Origin of the sequence: Kitasatospora cineracea (genome assembly GCF_003751605.1) — a bacterium.
Classification (GTDB): Bacteria; Actinomycetota; Actinomycetes; order Streptomycetales; family Streptomycetaceae; genus Kitasatospora; species Kitasatospora cineracea.
Genome location: NZ_RJVJ01000001.1, coordinates 5,669,096 through 5,691,082, shown reverse-complemented (window position 1 = coordinate 5,691,082; position 21,987 = coordinate 5,669,096). Strand labels below are relative to the sequence as shown.

Here is a 21,987-nt window from a genome sequence, read left to right as displayed (position 1 = left end):
GCGGCCCGCCGACCCGCCGCCCCGCCGGGCCTTCGCGGTCGGAGCACCGGTCTCCGGGTGTCAGGACCCGGACTCGGCGAGCACCGATATCCGCTGGGCGAACAGGTGGTAGGAACTCTGCGCCTCGGCGACCTCGCCGAGCTTGGAGCCGCCGGTGAGCGTGTCCGTGTTCTGGGTGCAGGTGGTGGCGGCGGTCTGCGTCCGGTCGAGGGTCTCCTGCCACAGCGACTGCGCGCCCTGGTCGGGGACCGCCCGGTACGCCTTCGCCGCCTTGACGTCGTCGAGGACGCGCCGGCAGCGGTCCGCCATCTCGGCCGATCCGCCGGTGGCGCCGAGCAGTACCTGGATGTCCTGGCCGATCACCCGGGCCTGCTCCTTGCCGCCCTTCTCGGACCAACTCTTCATCGTGTCCCCGTCGTCGGACGAGCAGGCGGCCAGGCCGGCCGCCAGGAGGACGGTGAGGACTGCGGCAACGGACCCGTGCCGGGCCGAACGTCGGTACTGCGCAAGGTGCATGGAGTGCTCCTTCGTCTGGGGGCTGGAACGACTCCCATTCTCGCAACCCCCTCTGACACCCCGTCAGCCGGCCGTCCCGGCCCCGGCCCCGGGAACGTCCGCGGTCGACGCACTAGGGGGCGTATCGGGTTGTGATCAATCTGTGGGTTTCGCCCTCGTGGTCGCGCCCGATCCGATAAACCGTACTGTGTGACGCGAGTTCAACTTACTGACGCCGAGTGGGAGTTCATCGAGCCGTATCTGCCGGTCGGCGAGTACGGCCCGTACCCCGAGCGGCTGCGCCGGCAGTTCGAGGGCGTGATCTGGCGGTTCCGGACGGGCAGCCAGTGGAGGGAGATGCCGGGCGAGTTCGGGGCCTGGTCAACAGTCCACAACCGCTTCCGGCAGTGGAGGGACGCCGGGGTCTTCGAGGCTCTGCTGGAAGGCTCGATCGCGGAGGCCGCGAAGCGGGGCGAGGTGGACCTGTCGCTGGTCAGCGTGGATTCCACCACCGTCCGAGCCCACCACGACGCCGCCGGGATGCACCTCGACCCCGACACGCTCGCCGACCTGGAGAAGGCCGCCGAGGAGGCGGAGAAGGCCCGGCAAAAGGGGGCCACCCGAAGGAACAAGACGGGCAGGACACCACAGACGACCCGGAACGGAACGAGCGACGACGCGTCCGACACAGACACAGACTCCGACTGAAGGCGGCCCTGCTCGGACGCTCCAGAGGCGGGCAGACCAGCAAGGTTCACATCGCCGGCGAACGCAAGTGCCGCCCGCTTGCCATCATCCTGACCGAGGGACAGGCCGCCGACAGCCCGCAGTTCATCCCCGTGCTGGCGAGGGTCCGGGTCCGCGGCCCCATCGGCCGCCCCCGCACCCGGCCCGACGCGGTCGCCGCAGACAAGGCCTACTCCTCCCGCGACAACCGCAACCACCTGCGCAAACGCGGCATCAAAGCGGTCATCCCGGAGAAGCGGGACCAGGCCGCCAACCGAAAGAAGAAGGGCAGCAGGGGCGGCCGGCCCGTCGGCCACGACACCGAGCTCTACAAGGAGCGGAACACTGTCGAGCGCCTGATCAACAGGCTGAAGGCCTGGCGAGGCATCGCCACCAGGTTCGACAAGACATCCGAGAGCTACCTCGCCGGCCTCCACCTCCGCGCCTCGATGATCTGGATCAAGGACCTCACCAAGCCCACCCCTTGATCACGACCGAATACGCTCCCTAGCCTCACCGGTCATGGACGTCCTGAGCGATCTGCTGCACCGGGCCCGGGCCCGGCACACCCGGGTGCACCAGTTGATCCAGCGGCCGCCGTGGTCGATGGCCTTCGCGGAGCCGCCCGCGCTCACCGTGGTCGCCGCACTGGACGGCCCCGCCTCCGTCCGCCTGCTGGAGCACCCGTCCGCCGGGCCGGTGCCGCTGGCGTCCGGGGACATCGCCCTGGTCCGCGGCAGCGCCGGGCGGTACGTGCTGGCGGACGGGCCGGGCACCGCGCCGCAGGTGCTGATCCGGGACGGGACCAAGCAGGTCCTGGACGCCGGCGCGGTCTCCGAGCGCAGCCTCGGCCCGCGCACGTACGGCGACGGGCTGCCCGGGGCGACCACGTTGCTGCACGGTGCCTACGGGTTCCGCGGGGCGGCGGGCGAGCACCTGCTGGGGCTGCTCCCGCCGCTGGCCGTGGTGCCGGGGCGGGAGGGCAGCACGGCGGCGCTGCGGCTGCTGGCGGCCGAGACGGCCCGGCAGGAACCGGGGCAGGAGGCGGTGCTGAACCGGCTGCTCGATCTGGTCCTGGTGCTCGCCCTGCGGGCCTGGTGCACCCGTCCGGACGCCGAACTGCCGTCCTGGCCCGCCGCGTTGGGCGTCCCGGCGGTCGGTGAGGCGATCCGGCTGCTGCACGCCGAGCCGGCCCGGCGCTGGACGGTCGCCGAGCTGGCCGCCCGGGTCGGCCGTTCCCGCACCGTCTTCGCCGCCCAGTTCACCCGCGCCGTCGGCGAGCCGCCGCTGGCCCACCTGACCGCCTGGCGGATGGTGCTGGCCGCCGACCTGCTCCGGGACACCGAGGCGACGGTGGCGGCCGTCGCCCGCCAGGTCGGTTACCGGGACGCGTTCGCCTTCAGCACGGCCTTCAAGCGCGCCCGCGGCCTGACCCCGTCCGACTGGCGCGTCCGGCACGGGAGTTGACGCACCGCCGCCCGCCGGAACCCGGCCGCCGGAGCCCGGCCGCCGCCGACACGGGTGCCGCCGCCACGGGTGCCGGTGCGGGTGTCAGTAGCGCTCCTGCCCGAACAGGTCGACCCGGATCGGCTCGGCGGCCGGGCCGCTGCCGCCCTCCGGGTCCTGCGGGGAGAGCGCGATGGCGATGCCCGCGACCGCGAGGACGACCATGATGCCGACGGCCAGCGGCAGGGCGAACTGCGAGGCGGGCGTCCCGTCCCCGGCGGGACGGCCGTCGAGGGTGACGCCCACGGCGGCCATCGCGGTGTAGTGCATGGCGACCACCGCGACGCCGGCGATCAGCGCCGCGCCGAGCGCCGCGGGCAGGCCCTTGACGTTCAGGGTCATCCACAGCGCGGCGGTGGCGGCGGCGACCGCGATCGCCACCGAGGCGGCCACCAGCAGGCCGTCGTAGGAGACCCGGCCCTCGACCTGCATCGCGGCCATGCCGATGTAGTGCATGCCGGCGACGCCGCAGCCGGTCAGGAGGCCGCTGACCAACAGGGTGCCGGTGCTCTTGCCGCGGTAGCCGACGAAGCCGATGCCCAGGCCGACCACGACGATCGCCACCAGCAGGCTGAGCAGGGTGAGCGGGATGTCGTAGACCAGGGTGGAGGCGTCCACCATGAAGCCGAGCATGGCGATGAAGTGCATGGACCAGATGCCGCACCCGAACGCGCCGGCCGCGAGCGCCAGCCAGCCGAAGCGCCTGTCCGGCCGCAGCGTCATGGCCCGTGCGGTGCACCGCAGTCCGATCGCGGCTCCCGCGCAGGCGATCAGGTACGCCACGACCGGGTTCACCCACCCGTACTGGAAGCCGTTGAGGTGGGCCATCGTGTCGTGGTTCATGGAGGTCCGATCGGAAACGAATGCACGTGCGGGATTTGCCTCCGAGACAATACCGTCCAGTAGGGGTTGGTCTGTACCAGGGGTTGCGCCCCCGCCCCGCCCCCGTCCGTCCCCGCGCCGCCCCCTCCCCCGTGGCAGGCTTGGCGTCCATGGAACAGCCCGTCGAGGTCCTCCCGCCGCCCGGTCCGTCCGCCCCGCTGCTGGTGGTGGACGGCGCGAACGTCGTCGGCTCCGTCCCGGACGGGTGGTGGCGGGACCGGCGGGGCGCGGCCGAGCGGCTGCGGGACGCGCTGGTGCCGGTGGCGGCGGACGGACTGCCGGGGCTGCCGGGCCCGTTGGCGGTGGTGCTGGTGGTGGAGGGTGCGGCGCGCGGCGTGGAGGGGGTGCCGGGGGTGCGGGTGGTGTCGGCACCGGGCAGCGGTGACGACCGGATCGTGGAGCTGGTCGCCGCCGAGGCCGCGGCCGCCCCGGGCCGCCGCCTGCTGGTGGTGACGGCCGACCGCGGGCTGCGCGCCCGGGTCACCGCGCTGGGCGCGGAGCCGCTGGGCCCGCGCACGGTGCGCGGCGGCGCGGGCGACGCGAGCGGCCCGGGCAGCCGCGGACATACCGGCTGACGTCGCGCCAGCTTCTTTGCCTGTCAGGCAAACTGACGGCCTGCCGCGGGGCCGCCGACGGGACGTCAGGCCAGCCTGGTCCGGGCGGCGCCCGGGCGGGTGCGGCCGCGGGAGCTGACGGCGGGTCGGCTGGGGCGGCGGTCCGGCCGGACGGGCCTCCCCTCGGCGGTCCGGTCGGGGCGGGCGGCGAGCGCGGCCTTGAGCGCGCGGACGGCCAGCAGCACGGCGACGGCGGCGAGTTCGGCGGGTTCGGCGGTGCCGCGCGCGGCGGCGGCGCGCTGGCAGTCGGCGCACCAGACCGAGCTGGCCCGGCCGCCGTCGGGGTAGTCCAGGCCGAGCGGCACCAGGTAGCGGCAGCCGCAGTCCTGGCAGACGAAGAGCAGTCTCATCGCTGCACCACCCCCGAGCCGCCGCACACCGAGCACGGCGACCAGTAGGTGCGCTGCACCGGTCGCTGTCCTCCCTGCGGGTCGGTCTCCACGGAGTGCTCCGTCTTCTCCGTTCCGCGCGCCCCGCCGCAGCCCGGGCAGACCTGATGCTCAGCCATCGGTCACCTCCAGACCACAGACCGTAGCGTGCCGATCCCGTCCGGGACAGCGGTTCGCCGTCGGACCACCCCCAAGTTTTGCCCCGTCCGTCCCGGCGGCCCGGAGCACGGGGGCGCGGACGTCCGCCGGGGGCGCGCGGTGCGCCTATCGTGCGCCGGGCGCGGGGAGGGGCTTGGGGAACGGGGCGCACGCGGTGTCCGATTTCCGCCAGCCGGGCGTGCGGGCGGTGCGCGATGATCACGCCCATGACCACGAACCCGCCGGGCTTCCGGTTCGAGCACCGCGGCGCCGTCCCGCAGGTGCACCCCACCGCCTACGTCGCGCCGACCGCCGTGCTGGTCGGCGACGTCCGGGTCGGCCCGCGCGCCCGGGTGATGTACGGGGCGGTGCTGGACGCGGAGGGCTCCCGAATCGAGGTCGGCGAGGCGGCGGTGGTGTGCGAGAACGCGGTGCTGCGCGCCTCCGCCGCGGCGGGCGCCGAGCAGCCGGTGGTGCTCGGCGCCCACGTGTTCGTCGGCCCGCACGCCACCCTGCTGGGCTGCACCGTGGAGCGCGCCTGCTACCTGGCGAGCTCGGTGCACGTGCTGCAGCAGGCCGTGGTGGGGACCGGTTCGGTGGTGGCGGTCGCCGCCCTGGTGCACGCCCGCACGGTGCTGCCCGCCGAGTACTTCGTCCCGCCGTACACGATGGCCGTCGGCGACCCGGTGCGGTTGCTGGCCCCGGGCGACCCCGGGGTGCCGCAGGTGCTCGGGCGGCTCGGCTTCGCGGGCACGGCCTTCGGCGTCGACGCCTCGTGGACCGATCGGGTGGCCCGGCACGAGCGGATCGCCGAGGTCCGCTCGGCGGAGTTCGCGGCGCACCTGGACGACCGGCCCGCGACCGGCTGACCCCCGGCCCCGGCCCCCGGCCCGTCGGCCCCCGGCTCCCGACCCGCCCCTGCCTCCGGCGCTCAGGAGGCGGACTGGCCGCGCACCCCGTGCGGCCAGTCCGCGGGGGACGCCTCGACGTCGTTGCCGCGCACCCAGACCGTGGAGACGCCGAGCAGCCGGCGCATCACCGCGAAGCCGCCCTCCCAGCCTCCGGGCAGCCGCAGTCGGCCGGAGCGGACGGTGCCGGCGCTGAACCGGGTGTCGTCGCTCTCCAGCATGCCGGTCCAGCCGGGCAGGCCCACCTCCGGGACGTTGCCGGTCAGTTCGGCCTGGACCGGGATCTCCAGTCCGTCGGCGAGCAGCAGGGCGGGGCCCCGGTACACGGGTGAGGTCATGCCTAGAGGGTGCGGGAGGCCCCCGGAACGGCGCAAATCCCGCAATCCGGACGGCGCCGGACCCGGCCGGACCGTCCCGGCGCCGCTCCCGACCGTGCCACGTGACATTGCTCCCGCCGAGGCGGGTCATCCGGCGCCGTCCGGGTCCTCCTCCGGGCCGTCCTCGGTGAGCAGGCGTTCGACCAGCCCGTCGAGGTCGACGTGCTCCTGTTCGCAGCCGAACGGGACGACGCATTCGGTGCGGCGCAGGAAGTCCTGCAGGACGTGCGCGGGCAGGCGGAGCAGGGCGCTGGCCTCCTCGCCGTGCAGGGAGACCAGGAGGTGTCCGCGGTCGGGGCCCTCGCCGGGGGCGATCGACATGTCGCCGAGGCCGGCGGGACCGGTCAGCCCGGCCAGCAGGACGTCGCGGGAGAGCGACCAGGTGACCGGTTCGGGCAGGTCGACGTGGTTGTCGAGGTGGACGGTGTAGGGCTCGTCCGCGCCGTAGCGCAGGCGGGCGACGACGGGGACGTGCAGGTCGGCGGCAACGACGACCTCGATGACGAGGTGCAGGGCGATCCGGACGGCGCTGCCGCGCTGCGGCGGGACCCGGGCTTCGTCGGGGGTCACCGGGGTGCACCGCCCCCGGCGTGGAACCTTCCAGGATCGCGGAGAAACGATTCTTCACTTGCTACGCGGCATCCCGCTTCGCGCCGCAGCGCCTCTCGAACGTGCACGCCAGGACAACGACGCCGGGCCCGTTCGGTGACACTCCGGTCGCTCCGTCCCCGAACGGGCCGCGCGGTGGGCGGTCAGCCGTTGAGCCAGTCCCGGTAGCGGGTGGGCGCCAGGCGGGCGCCGGGGCCCGGGGTGAGGACGTCCCCGCGGACGGCGGCGAACAGGCCCGCCCGGTCGTCGACGACGACCGGGCGCCGGTCGCCCCGCGCAGCGAGCGTCATTCGGCCGATCTCGTCGAGCGTGAACTCGTCGGGGCCCGCGATGTCGAGGATCCCGCCGAGCGGTGCGCCGGTGGCCACGTCCGCGAGAGCGTCGACGACATCGGCGCTGGCGATCGGCCGGAGCGGCGTCGCGGGCAGGCGCACTGCGGTCTCGTCCGAGGTCCACGACATGGTCGGCTCCATGAACTCGAAGAACTGCGTGGCGCGCACGATCGAGTACGGCGTCGGTCCGCCGCGCAGCAGTTCTTCCTGGAGCGTCTTGGCGCGGTAGTAGTCCAGTTCGGCGACCTGGTCCACGCCGACGATGGAGAGCGCGACCTGGTGGCGCACGCCAGCCCGCTCGCCCGCGGCGAGCAGGTTGCTCACCGTGGTGCGGAAGAACTCGATGGACTGCTCGTCGAACGTGGGGGAATTGGTCACGTTGACGACGGTGTCGGCGCCGGCGAGCGCCTCGTCGAGGCCGGTCCCGGCGAGCAGGTCGACGCCGGAGGACAGTGATGCGGCGGTCACCTCGTGGCCTCGTGCGGTCACCTCGTGGCCTCGTGCGGTCAGCTCGGTGGCGAGCTGGGAGCCGATGAGTCCGGTGCCGATGACGGTGATCTTCATGATGCGCCTTCTTTCCTGGGTCGAGCGCCCCCCGCCGCAAACTCGGACAGCTTATGTCCGAGATAATACTCGGATACCCTGTGTCCGAGTCAAGTGGAGGTGGCATGAAGCTGTCCGGTGGCGTGGAGTGGGCGCTGCACTGCTGCGTGGTGCTGACCGCGGCCGGCGATCCGGTGCCGGCGGCCCGGCTGGCCGCGCTGCACGACGTGTCGCCGAGCTACCTGGCCAAGCAGATGCAGGCGCTGTCCCGCGCGGGCCTGGTGCACTCGGTCCAGGGCAAGACCGGCGGTTACGTCCTCACCAAGAAGGCCGAGGACATCACCATGCTGGACGTGGTGCAGGCCGTCGACGGGGCGAGCCCCGCGTTCGTCTGCACCGAGATCCGTCAGCGCGGGCCGCTGGGGACGCCGCCGGAGCAGTGCACGAAGCAGTGCCCCATCTCGCGGGCGATGGGAGCGGCCGACGAGGCGTGGCGCGCGTCGCTGGCCGCCGTCACGATCGCCGACCTCGCCGCTTCGGTGGAGGGGGACAGCGGCCCCGAGGCGCTACCGAGGATCGGCGCCTGGCTGAACGGGCGCCCGGGTGACCGGCCCTAGGGGTCGTCTTCAAAGTGGATCAAGCAATGGTGGATCATGGCATGTGTGATGCATCGTCATGAGCTCTCCGATGTGGAGTGTGAGGTGCTGTCCCGGTTCCTGCTGAGGTCGGGGACCGGGCGGCCCAGGGCGAACGACCAGGTGGTGGGATCATGAGCGAGTATGTCGATCGAGTGTTCGATACGATTAACCCGGGGCGCCCGGACCGGCCCGCAGTGATCGACTGGCGGCCGGTCGAAGACCTCCTGGGAGCTAATCTCCCGGAGGACTTCAAGAGGATCATCGAGACCTACGGGCCGGCGATGATCAATGAGCACCTCATGCTCTTCCACCCGGGGACCGAACTGTTCAACCTGAAGGACCACGTCTCCTCGCGGATTGAGGCCCTGAAGTCAACGGACTGGGGCGACATCACTTTCCGAGGAGCCGCCCCGGTCGGCGGCGGGCCGGACGGCCTGATCCCTGTGATCAGTACGGACCGGAACGAGTCCGCTTTCTTGGTCAGGGCAGAGACCGGTGAAGGGTGGAACGTGGTCGGGTTCGCATTCGACGGTGAGTTCACCGAATTCAGGGTGGGCTTCAGCGAATGGCTCTACCGGTACCTGCTCGGCGAGGACGTCTTCGGGCCGGGCACGGGAATGCCCCGCCGCGGGGCAGTGAAGATCCAGGACCTCCCCAAGACTCGTGGAGAGGGAATCGTCGAGCGCCGCGGCCCCGCTCGCGCCAAGTAGGGTGCGCGGCAACGGCAGCGATGGTCATGTTGTTCGTCTGGAAACCAGGGCGAGGTGCCCCCGCCCGGGGTGGGCGGGGGCTGCCGGTGGCCGGCTGGGGTCAGAGGCCCCGGGCGGTGGCGCGCAGCCCAGGCCCTCGACGGGGTCTGGGGATCGTCATCAAAGTAGATCAAGTGATGGGGGATCATGTCGTTCGTGATTCGTCGTCATGAGCTTTCGGATGCCGAGTGGGCGGCGCTGTCGCGGTTCCTGCCGAGTTCGGGGACCGCGGGGCGTCCCCGGTCGGATGACCGGGTGGTGCTGAACGGGATCGTGTGGAAGCTACGGACCGGCTCGGCCTGGCGGGACGTGCCCGAGCGCTACGGGTCCTGGCAGACCCTGTACACGCGTTTTCGCCGGTGGGCGCTGGACGGGACGTTCTCTCGGATGCTCCAGCAGGTCCAGGCGGAGAAGGACGCGGCGGGGGACATCGGCTGGCTGGTGTCGGTCGACTCCACGATCGTCCGCGCCCACCAGCACGCCGCTGGCGGCGCAAAAGGGGGGACCGGAGCGGGGACGAAACGGCAGATCACGCCCTCGGCCGATCCCGCGGAGGACTGAGCACCAAGGTCCACCTCGCCTGCGACGGTCGAGGCCGCCCGCTCGGCTTCGTCCTCACGGGCGGCAACACCAACGACTGCACCCGCTTCGAGGCGGTCCTGGAATCGATCCGCGTCCCGCGAATCGGGCCCGGGCGTCCGCGCACCCGACCCGACCACGTGATCGCCGACAAGGGCTACAGCTCCCGCAAGATCCGTGCCTACCTACGCGAACGCGGCATCCGCCACACCATCCCCGAACGCGCCGACCAGGTCCTGGGTCGGCTGAACCGAGGCCGGCGCGGCGGCCGTCCGCCCGTGTTCGACCGGGCGACCTACCGTCTGCGCAACGTCGTCGAGCGCTGCTTCAATCGGCTCAAGCAGTGGCGCGGCCTGGCCACCCGCTACGACAAGACCCGCGAGTCCTACCAGGCCACCGTCACCATCGCCTCGATCCTGCTCTGGATCTGACCTTTGAAGACGGGCCCTAGGCCCGGCCGAGCCGGCGGGCCAGTTCCTCCAGGTAGGCGTCGCCGTACGCGTCGGCCAGGTCGTCGAGGTCGATCATCGGCGGGATGTCGATGACGGGCTGACGCTCGATCAGGAACGCCACCGTCTCGCGCACGACCTGCTGCTCGTCGCTGCCGTCGAGGCCCGGCCGTTCCAGCACTCCGTCGGTGACCCGGACCTGGGTGGCGGCCTCGACCCGGCCGTCCTCGACCCGGACCAGGTACTCGCGGTCGCCCAGGGGCTCCACCCGGATGTCAACTGCCATGGCGCAGGTCGTCCTTCCGTCAGTGCTCAGCCGTACGGCGGTGCCGACGCCGCGTCACCTGCCGGTTCTGCCGACGGGGCACCAGCCGTCCCCCACCTTACGACCTGCGCGCACCGGCCCCGCGCGTCGGCACCGCGCGTCAGTTCCGGCCGAAGCAGCGCTCGAGTTCGTCGAGGTCGTAGAAGGCGGAGCCCTTGGCGATCGGCCGGCAGCCGTCCTTGAACGCGGTCTCCTTCTCGTTATAGAACATCCGCACCAGGTAGCCGGGCCGGCCCTTGCCGCCGCCGGCCGAGTCGGCGGAGTCGGCGGTGGAGCGGTACAGGTCCCACTGGATGTTCGCGGCCATCGGCGCGACCCGGGCGCCGCGCCACGGGTTGTCGGCGTAGCTGTAGGGGTGGGCGGGGTCGGCCTGTTCGGTGCTGCCGGGCAGGCCGAGCAGGGCGGCCAGCGGCTCGATCTCCTCGGCGTGGGTGAAGCGCAGCACGGCGCCGTCTGCGCTGGTGCCGGCGGCCTTGCGCTCCAGCTGGGCGAACAGGTCGTCGAGCAGGACGCCGGCCATCTTGTAGGTGATGGTGCGTCCGGTGAAGCCGGGGCCCTTCTGGTAGAACTCCTCGGCGTCGTCGAGGTAGCCGAACCACCGGGCGTCGTCGGGCGTCAGGAAGCGGTCGAGGTCGGTGCCGCCGCTCTCCGCCGCCAGGTCGGGGGCGGCGCTGCGGAGCGCGGCCAGCGAGCGGGCGAAGGCGGTCTGCTGCTCGGTGGTGAGGGTGTCGGCGAAGCGGGCGGTGAACAGGCGCCGGACGGTGTGCCGGGCGGCTTCGGCGGTGCGCGGGTCGGCGTCGATCCCGGCCAGCGCGGCGGCCAGTTGCGGGTCGCCGGCCAGGTAGGCCCGGTAGTCGGCGTTCTGCGGCTGCTTGTGGAAGTACAGCAGGTTCTTGTCGGTGACCGGGGCCTTGAGCACGCCCGCGAGCGCGGGTTCGCCCGCGACCAGTCCGGCGGTGAAGGCGTCGGCGCTGGCGGTGGCCCGGGTGACGCCGGAGGTCTCGACCACGATCGGGGCGCCCTGGGCGGCGATCGCGTCGAACAGGCCGGGCAGTCGGCGTTCCATCCGCAGCGCGGTCTGCCGCTGTTCGTCGGCGCCCCGGGCGGACAGGTTGCCGTAGCCGATCGAGGCGCCCGCGTCGAGCAGCGTCCGCACCTGCGGGGCGAGTCGGGCGCCGAGGCCGGTCAGGCCGCCGTCCTGCTCGGCCCGGGCCAGCAGGGCGAGCACCGCGTCGCCGTCCTCGCGGTCGCTCATCGCGCGGGAGCCGTGCCGGGCGACGTTCTCGGTGAAGACGGCGCTGTAGCCCTCGGGGACCTGCTGGTAGTGCCGGAGGTCCTGCTGCGGGGCGTAGGGGGCCTTGGTGCCGTAGGAGTCGTCGCGGGCGCCGCTCCGGGCGTCGGCGGTCCCGGCGGACGCGAGGGTGGCGGCCAGGGCGGTCGCCAGGGCGGCGGCGAGGACGGCGGTGCGCTTCACGGTGGGGAACCTCTCGGTGCAGGTGGTCGACCGGTCCGTCCCGGTCGACCGCCGCACCCTGCCAGCCCCGTCCGAACCGCTGCCGCCCGTCGGCCGATCCTCCGGTGTCGCCCCGGTGAACGGACGCCGTCGGCCCCTGCTCCCGCGGGGCCCCGGGCAGTTGGCGAACTCTTTACCCTTCGCCCGGGCCGTCGGGGCCCGCCCCCTAGGATGGGGGGACGAACTGTCCGAGTCGGGCGCGGGCGGCCGTGCCGGAGGGAGTCTCCCCATGGAGTTGGCGGGCGTCGACCCGGAGCACGGCGGGGGCGACGAGAGCGGGCGGCCGCGCCGCCGCGGGCAGGGCGAGCTGGCGACCGAGGTGCTGTCGGTGCTGCACCGGGCGCCGGGGCCGGTGACGGCGTCCTGGGTGCAGGAGCAGCTGGGCGGCGAGCTGGCGTACACCACGGTGATGACGATCCTGTCGCGGCTGCTGGCGAAGCAGGCGGTGGTGCGCAGCCGGTCGGGCCGGGCGTACGTGTGGTCGGCGGCGGCGGACGCGGCGGGGCTGACGGCGCGTCGGATGCGGCGGCTGCTGGACACCGAGCCGGACCGGGACGCGGTGCTGGCCTCGTTCGTGACGGCGCTGACGCCGCAGGACGAGCAGTTGCTGCGGGCGCTGCTGAACGCGGCGGAGCCCTCCCCCGGTGCCGGGGGCGGGGACGACGGGCGCTGAGCGATGGGTTCCTTCGTCTTCCTCCCGCTGGTGCTGCCGTTGACCTCGCTGCCGATCGCCCGGCTGGCCGAGCACCACCTGCACCCGCGCAACGCGGTGCGGCTGCTGTCCTGGATCGGCGTGACGATGGCGGTGTGCAGCACCTTGGCGCTGGGCCTGCTGTTCGTGGTGGGCACCGCGCAGATCCCGGGCAACCCGTTGCCGGACAGCTGGTCGGATCCGGAGATCCGGACGGCGGTGCCGTTCCACGAGGCGGTGGGCACGGCCGCGGTGGTGGGCCTGGTGACGGTGCTGACCGCCTGTTCCCGTTCGCTCCGCCGTCACCTGCGGGTGCGGGCCCGGGCGCAGCGGGCGCTGGCCCCGATGCCGCTGGACTCGGACCTGGTGGTGCTGCCGGACCCGGAGCCGTACGCGTACGCGGTGCCGGGCGTGCCGGGGCGGGTGGTGGTGTCGACGGCGATGATGGACAGCCTGGACGCGGACGAGCAGCGGGCGCTGCTGGCGCACGAGCGCTCGCACCTGGCGAACCGTCACCACCGCTACCTGCTGGCGGCGCAGTTGGCGAGTTGCGTGAACCCGTTCCTGCGGCCGTTGCAGCGGGCGGTGGGGTACGCGACGGAGCGGTGGGCGGACGAGGAGGCGGCGGGGTCGGTGGGCGACCGGCGGTTGACGGCGCGGGCGGTGGCGCGGGCGGCGCTGGTCACCCGGGGCGGCGGTCCGGCGCCGTCGTTCGCGGCGTTCGCGGCCCCGGGGCCGGTTCCGCGCCGGGTGACGGCGCTGTTGAGTCCGGCGCTGGGCGAGGCGTGGCCGGCGCCGGCTTCTCCGGCGGGCCTGGCCGCGATGGTCGCGGCGGCGGGGACGGCGGTCTCGGCGGTCTCGGCGCTGAACGCGGCGGTCGCCCTGCTGCTGCTGGTGAAGGCCGCCACGCCCTGGTGAGGTGCGGGCCGCCGGGGGCTGCGGCCCCCGGCGGCGGGGTCAGTCGACGCAGGGGACGCCGCCGGCCTTGACCGGGGGGCCCTGCATCTGGAGGGTGGGGGCGGGTCCGGCGGGTTCGGAGTCGGCGGGGGTGGTGGTGGCGGTGTGGTCGGCGCCGAGGGTGACCTGGACGTGGCCGGGGGCGAGGGCGCTGGAGGCGGTGGCGTTGACGCCGTAGTGGGCGGCGATCTGCCGGCCGGCGTCCTGGGCTCCGGCGCCGTACTTGACGGTGGTGGTGCGGGGGCGGGTGTCGGCGGTGTCGACCTTCCCGGCCCGGTAGCCGAGCGCGACCAGGGCCTTGGACTCGTCCCCGGCGGCGCCGGTGACGGACGAGCCGTTGAGCACGTCGACGGTGGCGTCGGCGGCGGGCGCCTCGGTCGCGGACGGGGTCGGGGTCGGCGCGGGGGTGGCGGGGGTGGCGACGGGGTCGGCGTCGAGCGGCTGGCCGAACAGCTGCTTGACGATCCGGCGGAGCTTGGCCGGGTCGACCTGGTTGACCTCCTGGCCGCCGATGGTGGCGAACTTGTCGATCGGCAGGGTGTTGAACTCGACGTTGCCGCCGGTCAGGTTGGGGGCCTGCTGGGCGAAGTCGAGGATCTGCCACTGGTCGTCTATCACCACGTCCTTCTTGACCACGTTCAGCAGGTCCTGCATCTTGCCGAGGTCGCCGAGCACGCCCTGCTGCTTGAGCTTGTACTCGACGGAGGCGATGAACGCCTGCTGCCGGTGGGTGCGGTCGAGGTCGCCGTTGGTGAGGTTGTGCCGCTGCCGGACGAAGGAGAGCGCGTCGGCGGCGTTCAACTGGCTGACGCCGGCCGGGAGTTTCAGTCCGGTGCCGCCGCCGGGCTTGATCACGTTGCCCTTGCTGTCGGTGACCCGGGAGACGATCGGGTCGTCGACGGCCTTGTTCAGGCAGACCGGGATCGGTTCGAGGGCCTTGGCGATGTCGTAGAAGCCGATCAGGTTGACCTCGGCGAAGTGGTCGATCGGGATGTCGAGCAGTTTCTGCACGGTCTGGATGGTGGCGGAGCGTCCGGCCTCCCGGCTCTGCTGCTCGAGGTCGGCGCCCTTGAGGCCCTTGGCGCGCAGTTTCTCCTCGGCGGCGTCCTTGGCGTAGCCGTACGCCTCCTTGACCTTGTGCATCTTGCCCTCGGTGCCGTCCGCGTTGTACGTCTGCACCCAGTCGTCGCGCGGGATGGACACCGCCTGGGCCTTCCCGCTGGGCGGGATGTGCAGCACGATCAGCGAGTTGGTGTTGTAGCCGCCGATCTCGCTGGAGCCGGCGTGCAGTTCGTCCTGGACGAACTCCTTGGGCAGGTCGGTGCCGTCCATGTTCTTCCGGCTGTCGAGGCCGATGAGCAGGATGTTGACCGAGGAGTCGAGGTGCTTGGGGGCGTTCTTGCGGGCCTGGTCGAGGGCGTGCGAGCGGCTGACGCCGTTGAGCTGCTCGTTGGTGTACCAGGCGAAGCCGCTGACGCCGAGGACGGCCAGCGAGAGGGCGCAGGCGGCGGTCCGGCCGGCGATCAGGCCGGGGGCGGGGCGGCGGACGGCCCGGCGGGGTCCGCGTCGTTCAGCCACGGCGGGACCTCCGGGTGCGGAGTTTGCGGACGCCGACGGCGAGCAGGGCGGCGGCGAGTGCGGCGAGCATCCACGGGAACTGGCCGCTGACCAGTTTCAGCCCCTCGGTGCCCAGTCCGGCGCCGTGGTACTTGTCGCCGCGGGCCAGGTAGTCGACGCCGCCGGCGGCCGCGAGGGTCACCACGGGGGCGCCGCTGACCACCCACCACCAGCCGGCCGGGGTGCTGACCAGGGCGGCCAGCGCGGCGCCCAGGACGGCGCAGACCCCGTAGGGGGCGCCGGGGCCGGGGGTGAGAAGTTCGTCCGCGATCGCGCCGAGCACCGGCAGGCCGAGGGCGGGCAGCACGGCGGGCATCCGGTTGCCGCGGCGGGGGGCCGGGCGGCGGGCCGGGGCGGGGTCGTCGGGGGCGCGCCGCCGTTCCCGGTGCGGGGCGCGCTGGGCGGGGACGGGGCGGGCGGCCGCCTCCCGCCGGCCCGGCCGTCCGCCGGGGCCCTTCTGCGCGCCCGGTCCGTCCGCGTGGTCCTGCGTGCCCGGCTCGTCCCGCCACAGCGGTGCGTCGCCGCGCGTGCCCGTCGGCCTGCGCCCCGTCATCGACACCTCTCGTCCTCTGCCGCGCCGCGCCTGCGGCATCCGACCGTTCCGGGCTGACAGACGCGTGGCGGGCCCGCCCGGTTCCTCTACACCGGTGTAGAGATTCGAGCGAAGCATACAAATCCGCTCCGGGTACGTAAGCTCGCCACAGGTCGCCGCCCGGCCTCGGGCGACATCTGGCAGAACGCGACAACCCGGCGACAGGACACGGCCATCGGGCGTCCTCGGGCCCGGCGGCCAAGGCGGCGGGGTGCGACAGCAGCGGAAGAACGGAGTCACCGGTGGCGGAACGCGGCGCGAAGTGGCCGTGGGTGGCCGTGGCCCTGGCGGTGCTGGGGATCTGGCTCTACGAGCGCGGCGGGGACCACGCCCCGGCGCCCGGCGCCGCCCCGGCCGCCAGTTCCGGCGCCGCCGCCCCGTCCGGCGCCTCGCCCGCCCCGTCCTCCGGCCCGGCGTCCGGCGCCGCGCGGGCGCCGGACGACTACACGCCGCCGCGGTTCGCGCCCGAGGTGCAGAAGTACGCGGCCGAGGCCGGGGTGAACCCGCAGCTGGTGATGGCGATCCTGTTCAACGAGGCGTACAAGCCGCACGGGCCGGAGGTCGAGCGGGCCTGGCAGAAGATGAAGCCGGACGCCTCGTTCGGCGTGGCCAACATGCACCGGGCGGCCTACGACGAGACCCGCCGGGGCCGCCCGTTCGCCGACCGGCCGTGGGAGGACCTGCCGGACGACCCGGCGCTGGCCGTCCGCGCCGCCGCCTGGCACCTGCACGACCTGGGCGCCCAGCTGCCCGCGCACTGGTCCGGCCCGTACACCCGGGACGAGCTGATGGCGCTCGGCTACAACACCGGCGCCGGGAACATGCTGGCCTTCGCCCGCGGCGTCAACCCCGGCGCCGAGGCCCGCTCCTACCTCGACCGGCTGCACGACAACTGGTCCAAGTCCGCCGACGCCCTGGCCGCGCACTGACGCCCCGTCGCCCCGCCCTCGAAACGCCCTCGGCGCGCCCTCGGGCGCCCGCGGCCCGGGCGCGGGAGCGGCGGGGGCACCCGGTATGCTGACGCTCCGTCAATTGCCGCCCACCGGAGGGTCACTGTGTCGGACGACCTGCTCATCGCCAAGCTCAGCCACGGCTTCGACCACCTCGACGCCGACGGGGACGGGCGGCTCACCGAGCGCGACCACGTCCTGATGGGCCAGTCGGTGGCCCGCTCGCTGGGGCACCCGGCCGGGTCCGCGCAGGAGGAGCGGATCGTCGGGGCGTACGTGGCGATCTGGCGGGAGCTGCACCTGCCGCACCTGCCGACCGGCGCGGTGGCGATGGGGCGGGCCGACTTCCTGGCCTCCACCGCCTCGCTGGCCGACGACCCGGCGGCCGCCGAGGCCACCGTCGGGGCGCTGGGCCGGGCCTTCCTCGCGGTGGCGGACGCGGACGGCAACGGGCAGGTGGACGCCGACGAGTTCTTCGCCTTCCAGCACGGCCACTTCCCGCAGCTGCGGCGCAGCGACGCCGACACCGCGTTCGCGCACCTGGACCGCGACGGGGACGGCGCGCTGTCCCCCGAGGAGTTCGTGACCGCGATCATCGAGTACTGGACCAGCCGCGACCCGGACGCCCCGGGCAACTGGTGGACCGGCAGCCCGCAGGGCGACCCGGACCAGACCACCCTCTGACCCCCGGTCAGCCTCGCTGCGCGGTGGCGCCGCCGGTAGGACTCCCGGCCGGACGGGCACACGTGCCGCCCCGGCCGCCCGTTCCCCTCGGAAGCACGTGGCGGCATCCTGGCGCGCCGTCAGCACCTGCGGCAACGCGTTTCCCCGGACCCGCCGGGGCTGCCGGGTGGAACGGCGCCCGGCGGGCACACTGGCGGCATGACCGTTTTCCGCAGCACCCCTGGCCCGCCGCCGGACCACGACGAGGCGCACAACGGCGCGCTGGGCGGGCGGTTGAACTGGCTGCGGGCCGCGGTGCTCGGCGCGAACGACGGCGTGGTGTCCACGGCGGGCCTGGTGGTGGGCGTGGCGGGCGCGAAGGCCTCGTCCACCGAGCTGCTGACGGCGGGTCTGGCCGGGCTGCTGGCGGGCTCGCTGTCGATGGCGGCGGGCGAGTACGTGTCGGTGAGCACCCAGCGGGACGCCGAGCAGGCGGCGCTGGCGCTGGAGCGGCGGGAGCTGCGCCTGACGCCGGAGGCGGAGCTGGCCGAGCTGGCGGGCCTGTACGAGGCGAAGGGCCTGGATCCGGAGCTGGCCCACCGGGTGGCGGTGCAGCTGACCGCGCACGACGCGCTGGCCGCCCACGCGGAGACCGAACTGGGCATCGACCCGGACGAGTTGACCAATCCGTGGCACGCCGCGTGGGCGTCCTTCGCGGCGTTCACGGTGGGTGCGCTGCTGCCGCTGCTGGCGATCGTGCTGCCGCCCGCCTCGGTCCGGGTGTGGGTCACGGTGCTGGCGGTGCTGGCGGCGCTGGTGGTGACGGGCTGGGCGAGCGCCCGGCTGGGCGGCGCGCAGCCGCGCCGGGCGGTGCTGCGCAACGTGCTGGGCGGCGGCATCGCGATGGGCGTGACGTACGTGGTGGGCGTGCTGCTGGGGGCTTCGACGGGCTGAGCGCCGGGCCGCACTGCGTGGGGCCGAGCCGCGCCGAGCCCTGCGCCACGCTGCGCCGGGCCGGGATGAGCGCTGCGCCGGACCGCGTTGCGTGGGGCCGGGTACGGCGAGGGGCCCGCACCGGAGCGCGTCCGGTGCGGGCCCCTCGCCGCGCGTGCGGGTGGGTCAGTAGCGCAGGTCGGCGGCGATCCGGCCGGCGTCGGAGAGGGTGCCGTCGGGGACGAAGCTGACGGTGGCGCCGGTGTCGAGGGCGCGTTCGATGACCTCGTCGACGATGTCCTCGCGGGAGCCGGGCTGGCCGTCCTCGGCGGGGACCAGGTGGTCGCCGTCGTCGCGGACGGTGGTGCGGAAGTTCTCCTCGACCACCAGCAGGGCGATCCGGCTCTCGGCGGCGTTCTGCCAGACCTCGTCGAGCCCGGCGGCGAAGGCCTGCCGGCCGCGGGCCTTGTCGAGGCGGGCGAGGGCCTCGGTGATCTCCTGGTCGGCGTGCGCGCGCAGGGCGGGCTCGACCACCTGGCGGACGGTCTCGGCGGTGCCCTGGGCGAGGCCGCCGTGCGGGATCTGCGAGGTGGCGGCCCTGGCGATCTGGCCGGCGGCGTCGAGCAGGGCGAGCGCGGGGGCGTCGCCGACCACGTACAGCGGGCGGGGGTCGGCGGCGAGCACCTTGCCGACCGCGGTGTCGGCCTGCCGCAGGAAGGTCTTGGTCTCCTCGTCGCGGAAGGTGCTGGGGGTGTCGCCGATCCGTTCCTGGCGCTCGGGGTCGGGGTTGTCGTAGACCCGCACCAGCGGGAGGCCGTGGGCCTTCTCCTCGGTGACCCGTTCCTGGTTGCCGCCCCACAGGACCACCCGGTCGGCGGCGACCGCGAGCACCCAGTAGGGGCGTTCGGCGATCTGCGAGGCGACCAGGTTGCGGGTGAGGAAGGTGTCGGAGAGGACCACCCGGGCGGGGGCGGTGCGGCCGAGTGACCAGACCTGGTGCTCGCCGGGTGCGGCGAGGATCGCCAGGCCGTCCTCGGCGTGCACCAGGTCGACCTCGGCGAGGGCCTTGTCGAGCTGTTCCAGGACGTCGATCCGGTCGGCGCGGGAGACCTGGGGGTCGGCCTGGACCTTCTCCTTCGCCTCGGCCAGCAGGTTGCGCAGGCGGACCGGGTCCTGTGCGTTGTCCGGCTCGCGGCGGTGCGTGGGCATCAGGATGGACACCGCCGGGTAAGGGCGGGGCCGGCGCAGCTCGGCGAGGACGGCGGGGCTGAGGGCGGGGTGCATGGAGACCCTTTCCGAAGGCGGTTCGGCCTTCTGTGCGTGGACGCGCGAAGCCTGAGTTCTGCTCCCGAATGTCCCAAATGTACCTATTTGACCATGCGGACGTCGAACCGCCGGTCCGCTCGCCGCCCCCTCCGCTCCCCCTTCCGGCTCCCTTCCCGCCGCCTTCCGACTCCCTGACGCACCGTCTCCCCTTTTCACCGCCCCCGGCGGGCGGGGCGGCGCGCCAGTAGGTGGAGGGCGGTCGCGGCGGCCGCGCCGAGGGCGTAGCCGAGCAGGTCGGCCGGGTCGAAGGTGGTGCCGAGGACCAGCCGGGCGAGCCGGCTGTGCCGTCCGAGGTCGGCGGGCAGGCCGGTGAGCTGGAACAGTTCCACCGCCCAGCCGGCGGCGAGCGCGGCGGCGCCGGCGGTCCACGGGCCGAGGCGGGGCGCGGCGGCCGACAGCAGGGTGTACAGCAGGGCGGTGTACAGCGCCCCGCCGAGCAGCGAGGCCGCGCCGGCCGGCACCAGCCCGGGGGCGACCAGGCCGAACGCCAGCACCGCGCCCGCCGCAGCCGTCCAGCCGGCCCGGGCCCGCCACTCCCCCGGGCGGCGCCCGCCGCCCCGCGGCCCGGGCTCCGCCGCGGCCTCCCGATGCCCCGTCACGTCCCGTCCGAGGTCCGCCTCCGGCCCGTCCGGGCGGGGGTGCGGCGGGTGGTGCGGCGGGCGCAGCGGGTGCGGGCGGTGCGGCGGGTGCCGGTCGGTGCGGGGCATCCGGACAGCCCACCACACGGGGTGGGCGCGGGTGCCGCCGGGGCCGGTCCTACGGTGGGGGCATGCGGACCATCGAGTTGACCTGCGATCCGGCGTTCGACCGGGCGGTGCGGACGGTGTGGCGGCAGTTGGCCGACGGCGGGGTGGACTCGCTCGCGGACAACCCGCACCCGGCGCACCGCCCGCACCTGACCCTGGCGGCGTGCGGGGCGATCGCCCCGGAGCGGCTCGCGGAGATCGGCGAACTCCTGGGCGTAGCAATGCCGTTGGAGGTCCGGTTGTCCGGCCTGCTGTCGTTCAGTGCGCGCAGCCGCCGTCGGGTGCTGGCCTGGGGCGTGGTCCCGGGCCCGGCGCTGGTCGACCTGCACCGCGAGGTGTGGCGGCTGCTGGCGGACGCCCCCGAACCCAACCCGCTCTACCTGCCCGGCCGTTGGATGCCGCACCTGGGCCTGACCCGCCGGGTGGAGCCGGACGGCCTGGCCCTGGCGCACCAGGTGCTGGGCCGCCACCCGGATCTGGTGGGTGTCTTCGACGGAGCCCGCACCTTCGACTCCGAGAGTCAGCTGACCGCCGCACTGTCCGCCCCGCGAAAGAGCTGATGTAGCGTCAACTTCTTTCCTCTGCACCCCACTTGCGGTCAAGCGGCGGGGGGTGCCAGGGCGGTGAAGAACTCCCGGACGTCGCGGGCGAACAGGTCGGGCACCTCCATGGCGGCGAAGTGGCCGCCGCGGTCGAACTCCGACCAGTGGCGGACGTCGTAGCGCCGTTCGACCAGCGGGCGGACGGCCAGGGTGATGTCGTGCGCGAAGACCGCGACGCCGAGCGGGGCCGGGCAGGGGGTGCCGCCGCGCGGGGTCTCGCGGGTGAGGCGGGCGGAGGAGGCGGCGGTGGCGGTGAGCCAGTACAGCGAGACGTCGGTGAGCAGCCGTTCGTCGTCGACGGGGGTGGCCGGGTCGGTCCAGTGGGCGAACCGTTCGGCGATCCAGGCGAGTTGGCCGACCGGGGAGTCGGTGAGCGCGTAGCCGAGGGTCTGCGGGGTGGTGGCCTGCAGGGCCTGGTACGGGGGCCGGGCGGCCTGGAGGGCGCGGACCGTGTCGAGTCGGGCCTCGTCGGCGGCGGACAGCGGGCCGGCCTCCGGGTCGGGCGGCAGCGGCTGGTAGGTGACGTGCACTCCGACCACCCGGTCGGGGGCGTGCGCGCCGAGGGCGGTGGAGATGCCGGCGCCGAAGTCGCCGCCCTGGGCGCCGTAGTGCCGGTAGCCGAGGCGGTCCATCAGTTCGGCCCAGGCGCGGGCGACCCGGGCCACGTCCCAGCCGCGGTCGCGGGTGGGGCCGGAGAAGCCGAAGCCGGGGATGGACGGGACGACCAGGTGGAAGTCGCGGCGCAGCGGTTCGAGGACGTCCAGGAACTCGAGGAAGGAGCCGGGCCAGCCGTGGGTGAGGATCAGCGGGAGGGCGTCGGGGTTTTCGGCGCGCAGGTGCAGGAAGTGGATCCGCTGGCCGTCGATCTCGGTGGTGTACTGCGGGAGTTCGTTGATCCGGGCTTCGTGGGCGCGCCAGTCGTAGCGGGTGCGCCAGTGGTCGGCGAGCTGCCGGAGGCGGGCCAGCGGGAAGCCGTAGTCCCAGCCGGCGTCGTCGATCTCGTTGGGCCAGCGGGTGCGGGCGAGGCGGTCGGCGAGGTCGTCGAGGTCGGCCTGCGGGACGTGGATGCGGTAGGGCTCGATCATCGGGTTCCCCCTCGGGTGCGGTGGGCGGCATGTTCGTTAGTAAAATAAACGTT

The 21,987-nt window shown here is 74.0% G+C and carries 26 protein-coding genes and 1 pseudogene; 13 read left to right on the top strand and 14 right to left on the bottom strand.

Annotated features, from left to right (window positions below; genetic code table 11):
• Positions 1–60: 60 nt before the first annotated feature.
• Positions 61–516, bottom strand: coding sequence for a hypothetical protein (locus EDD39_RS25620; RefSeq protein ID WP_123559709.1), 456 nt, complete (start codon positions 514–516; stop codon positions 61–63).
• Positions 517–705: 189 nt separating this feature from the next.
• Here EDD39_RS25620 and EDD39_RS25615 point away from each other — a divergent pair.
• Positions 706–1,709 (top strand): annotated as a pseudogene (locus tag EDD39_RS25615) (IS5 family transposase).
• A 34-nt stretch (positions 1,710–1,743) separates the two neighbouring features.
• Positions 1,744–2,688: an AraC family transcriptional regulator gene (locus EDD39_RS25610; RefSeq protein WP_123559705.1), complete on the top strand. Its 945-nt coding sequence runs from the start codon at positions 1,744–1,746 to the stop codon at positions 2,686–2,688.
• An 84-nt stretch (positions 2,689–2,772) separates the two neighbouring features.
• Here EDD39_RS25610 and EDD39_RS25605 read toward each other — a convergent pair whose 3' ends face one another.
• Positions 2,773–3,570 carry an MHYT domain-containing protein gene (locus EDD39_RS25605; RefSeq protein WP_123559703.1) on the bottom strand — a complete coding sequence of 266 codons (798 nt, stop codon included), beginning with the start codon at positions 3,568–3,570 and terminating at the stop codon, positions 2,773–2,775.
• Between the two features lie 149 nt (positions 3,571–3,719).
• On the opposite strand from EDD39_RS25605, the gene EDD39_RS25600 reads away from it, so the two are divergent.
• Positions 3,720–4,184: an NYN domain-containing protein gene (locus EDD39_RS25600; RefSeq protein ID WP_123559700.1), complete on the top strand. Its 465-nt coding sequence runs from the start codon at positions 3,720–3,722 to the stop codon at positions 4,182–4,184.
• A gap of 65 nt (positions 4,185–4,249) precedes the next feature.
• Here the strand turns inward: EDD39_RS25600 and EDD39_RS25595 are convergent, their stop codons facing one another.
• Both EDD39_RS25595 and EDD39_RS39790 read right to left on the bottom strand, forming a co-directional pair.
• Entirely contained in the window at positions 4,250–4,573 is a 324-nt protein-coding gene (locus EDD39_RS25595; protein ID WP_123559698.1) for a hypothetical protein, read from the bottom strand.
• Positions 4,570–4,731 carry a hypothetical protein gene (locus EDD39_RS39790; RefSeq protein ID WP_157852574.1) on the bottom strand — a complete coding sequence of 54 codons (162 nt, stop codon included), beginning with the start codon at positions 4,729–4,731 and terminating at the stop codon, positions 4,570–4,572. The genes EDD39_RS25595 and EDD39_RS39790 overlap by 4 nt, the downstream gene beginning before the upstream one ends.
• 246 nt (positions 4,732–4,977) lie before the next feature.
• Between EDD39_RS39790 and EDD39_RS25590 the strand changes: the two genes are divergently transcribed.
• Positions 4,978–5,619 (top strand): gamma carbonic anhydrase family protein, encoded by a 642-nt coding sequence (locus tag EDD39_RS25590; protein WP_123559696.1) that lies wholly within the window; start codon positions 4,978–4,980, stop codon positions 5,617–5,619.
• A 62-nt stretch (positions 5,620–5,681) separates the two neighbouring features.
• Here the strand turns inward: EDD39_RS25590 and EDD39_RS25585 are convergent, their stop codons facing one another.
• From EDD39_RS25585 to EDD39_RS25575, 3 genes are all read right to left on the bottom strand, one after another.
• The gene (locus EDD39_RS25585) at positions 5,682–5,996 is read right to left on the bottom strand and encodes a hypothetical protein (protein WP_123819823.1); all 315 of its coding nucleotides are present in this window, start codon (positions 5,994–5,996) and stop codon (positions 5,682–5,684) included.
• 126 nt (positions 5,997–6,122) lie between these two features.
• Positions 6,123–6,605, bottom strand: a complete 483-nt coding sequence (locus EDD39_RS25580) for an SsgA family sporulation/cell division regulator (protein ID WP_162870127.1) — start codon at positions 6,603–6,605, stop codon at positions 6,123–6,125.
• Between the two features lie 182 nt (positions 6,606–6,787).
• Positions 6,788–7,540 carry an SDR family oxidoreductase gene (locus EDD39_RS25575; RefSeq protein ID WP_123559692.1) on the bottom strand — a complete coding sequence of 251 codons (753 nt, stop codon included), beginning with the start codon at positions 7,538–7,540 and terminating at the stop codon, positions 6,788–6,790.
• Positions 7,541–7,644: 104 nt separating this feature from the next.
• Between EDD39_RS25575 and EDD39_RS25570 the strand changes: the two genes are divergently transcribed.
• The 3 genes from EDD39_RS25570 (at position 7,645) to EDD39_RS25560 (ending at position 9,916) form a co-directional block, all read left to right on the top strand.
• Positions 7,645–8,136: an RrF2 family transcriptional regulator gene (locus tag EDD39_RS25570; protein WP_123559690.1), complete on the top strand. Its 492-nt coding sequence runs from the start codon at positions 7,645–7,647 to the stop codon at positions 8,134–8,136.
• Between the two features lie 152 nt (positions 8,137–8,288).
• Complete coding sequence (locus tag EDD39_RS41345) at positions 8,289–8,867, top strand: SMI1/KNR4 family protein (protein ID WP_244257035.1); 579 nt, start codon at positions 8,289–8,291, stop codon at positions 8,865–8,867.
• Positions 8,868–9,065: 198 nt separating this feature from the next.
• Positions 9,066–9,916, top strand: a protein-coding gene (locus EDD39_RS25560; protein ID WP_425269763.1) for an IS5 family transposase whose coding sequence is annotated in 2 segments (ribosomal slippage) — positions 9,066–9,396 and positions 9,396–9,916 — 852 coding nt in all. Because the reading frame shifts where the segments join, the coding sequence is not laid out codon by codon here.
• Positions 9,917–9,932: 16 nt separating this feature from the next.
• On the opposite strand, the gene EDD39_RS25555 is transcribed toward EDD39_RS25560, so the two are convergent.
• The gene (locus EDD39_RS25555) at positions 9,933–10,220 is read right to left on the bottom strand and encodes a hypothetical protein (RefSeq protein WP_123819819.1); all 288 of its coding nucleotides are present in this window, start codon (positions 10,218–10,220) and stop codon (positions 9,933–9,935) included.
• Positions 10,221–10,359: 139 nt separating this feature from the next.
• Positions 10,360–11,733 (bottom strand): histidine-type phosphatase, encoded by a 1,374-nt coding sequence (locus EDD39_RS25550; protein ID WP_244257033.1) that lies wholly within the window; start codon positions 11,731–11,733, stop codon positions 10,360–10,362.
• Between the two features lie 268 nt (positions 11,734–12,001).
• On the opposite strand from EDD39_RS25550, the gene EDD39_RS25545 reads away from it, so the two are divergent.
• Together EDD39_RS25545 and EDD39_RS25540 are read left to right on the top strand one after the other, a co-directional pair.
• The gene (locus EDD39_RS25545) at positions 12,002–12,445 is read left to right on the top strand and encodes a BlaI/MecI/CopY family transcriptional regulator (RefSeq protein ID WP_030464370.1); all 444 of its coding nucleotides are present in this window, start codon (positions 12,002–12,004) and stop codon (positions 12,443–12,445) included.
• Positions 12,446–12,448: 3 nt separating this feature from the next.
• On the top strand, positions 12,449–13,381 hold the full coding sequence (locus EDD39_RS25540; RefSeq protein WP_123559684.1) for a M56 family metallopeptidase: 933 nt from the start codon (positions 12,449–12,451) through the stop codon (positions 13,379–13,381).
• Between the two features lie 39 nt (positions 13,382–13,420).
• Here EDD39_RS25540 and EDD39_RS25535 read toward each other — a convergent pair whose 3' ends face one another.
• Positions 13,421–14,998, bottom strand: a complete 1,578-nt coding sequence (locus EDD39_RS25535) for an LCP family protein (protein WP_123559682.1) — start codon at positions 14,996–14,998, stop codon at positions 13,421–13,423.
• Positions 14,991–15,590 carry a DUF6542 domain-containing protein gene (locus tag EDD39_RS25530; protein WP_148089521.1) on the bottom strand — a complete coding sequence of 200 codons (600 nt, stop codon included), beginning with the start codon at positions 15,588–15,590 and terminating at the stop codon, positions 14,991–14,993. The genes EDD39_RS25535 and EDD39_RS25530 overlap by 8 nt, the downstream gene beginning before the upstream one ends.
• Positions 15,591–15,871: 281 nt before the next feature.
• Here EDD39_RS25530 and EDD39_RS25520 point away from each other — a divergent pair, with 281 nt between their 5' ends.
• The 3 genes from EDD39_RS25520 (at position 15,872) to EDD39_RS25510 (ending at position 18,196) form a co-directional block, all read left to right on the top strand.
• Positions 15,872–16,558, top strand: a complete 687-nt coding sequence (locus EDD39_RS25520; RefSeq protein ID WP_208765581.1) for a lysozyme family protein — start codon at positions 15,872–15,874, stop codon at positions 16,556–16,558.
• 126 nt (positions 16,559–16,684) lie between these two features.
• Positions 16,685–17,263, top strand: coding sequence for an EF-hand domain-containing protein (locus tag EDD39_RS25515; protein WP_123559678.1), 579 nt, complete (start codon positions 16,685–16,687; stop codon positions 17,261–17,263).
• A gap of 198 nt (positions 17,264–17,461) precedes the next feature.
• Positions 17,462–18,196, top strand: a complete 735-nt coding sequence (locus EDD39_RS25510) for a VIT1/CCC1 transporter family protein (protein WP_123559676.1) — start codon at positions 17,462–17,464, stop codon at positions 18,194–18,196.
• A 165-nt stretch (positions 18,197–18,361) separates the two neighbouring features.
• Here the strand turns inward: EDD39_RS25510 and EDD39_RS25505 are convergent, their stop codons facing one another.
• A complete protein-coding gene (locus EDD39_RS25505) occupies positions 18,362–19,459 on the bottom strand; it encodes a baeRF3 domain-containing protein (protein WP_123559674.1) in 1,098 nt (365 codons plus the stop codon).
• Between the two features lie 194 nt (positions 19,460–19,653).
• Complete coding sequence (locus EDD39_RS41340; protein ID WP_123559672.1) at positions 19,654–20,208, bottom strand: DUF2809 domain-containing protein; 555 nt, start codon at positions 20,206–20,208, stop codon at positions 19,654–19,656.
• Positions 20,209–20,270: 62 nt separating this feature from the next.
• Between EDD39_RS41340 and EDD39_RS25490 the strand changes: the two genes are divergently transcribed.
• Positions 20,271–20,807, top strand: a complete 537-nt coding sequence (locus tag EDD39_RS25490) for a 2'-5' RNA ligase family protein (RefSeq protein WP_123559670.1) — start codon at positions 20,271–20,273, stop codon at positions 20,805–20,807.
• Positions 20,808–20,845: 38 nt separating this feature from the next.
• On the opposite strand, the gene EDD39_RS25485 is transcribed toward EDD39_RS25490, so the two are convergent.
• Positions 20,846–21,934: an epoxide hydrolase family protein gene (locus EDD39_RS25485; RefSeq protein WP_123559668.1), complete on the bottom strand. Its 1,089-nt coding sequence runs from the start codon at positions 21,932–21,934 to the stop codon at positions 20,846–20,848.
• Between the last annotated feature and the right edge of the window lie 53 nt (positions 21,935–21,987).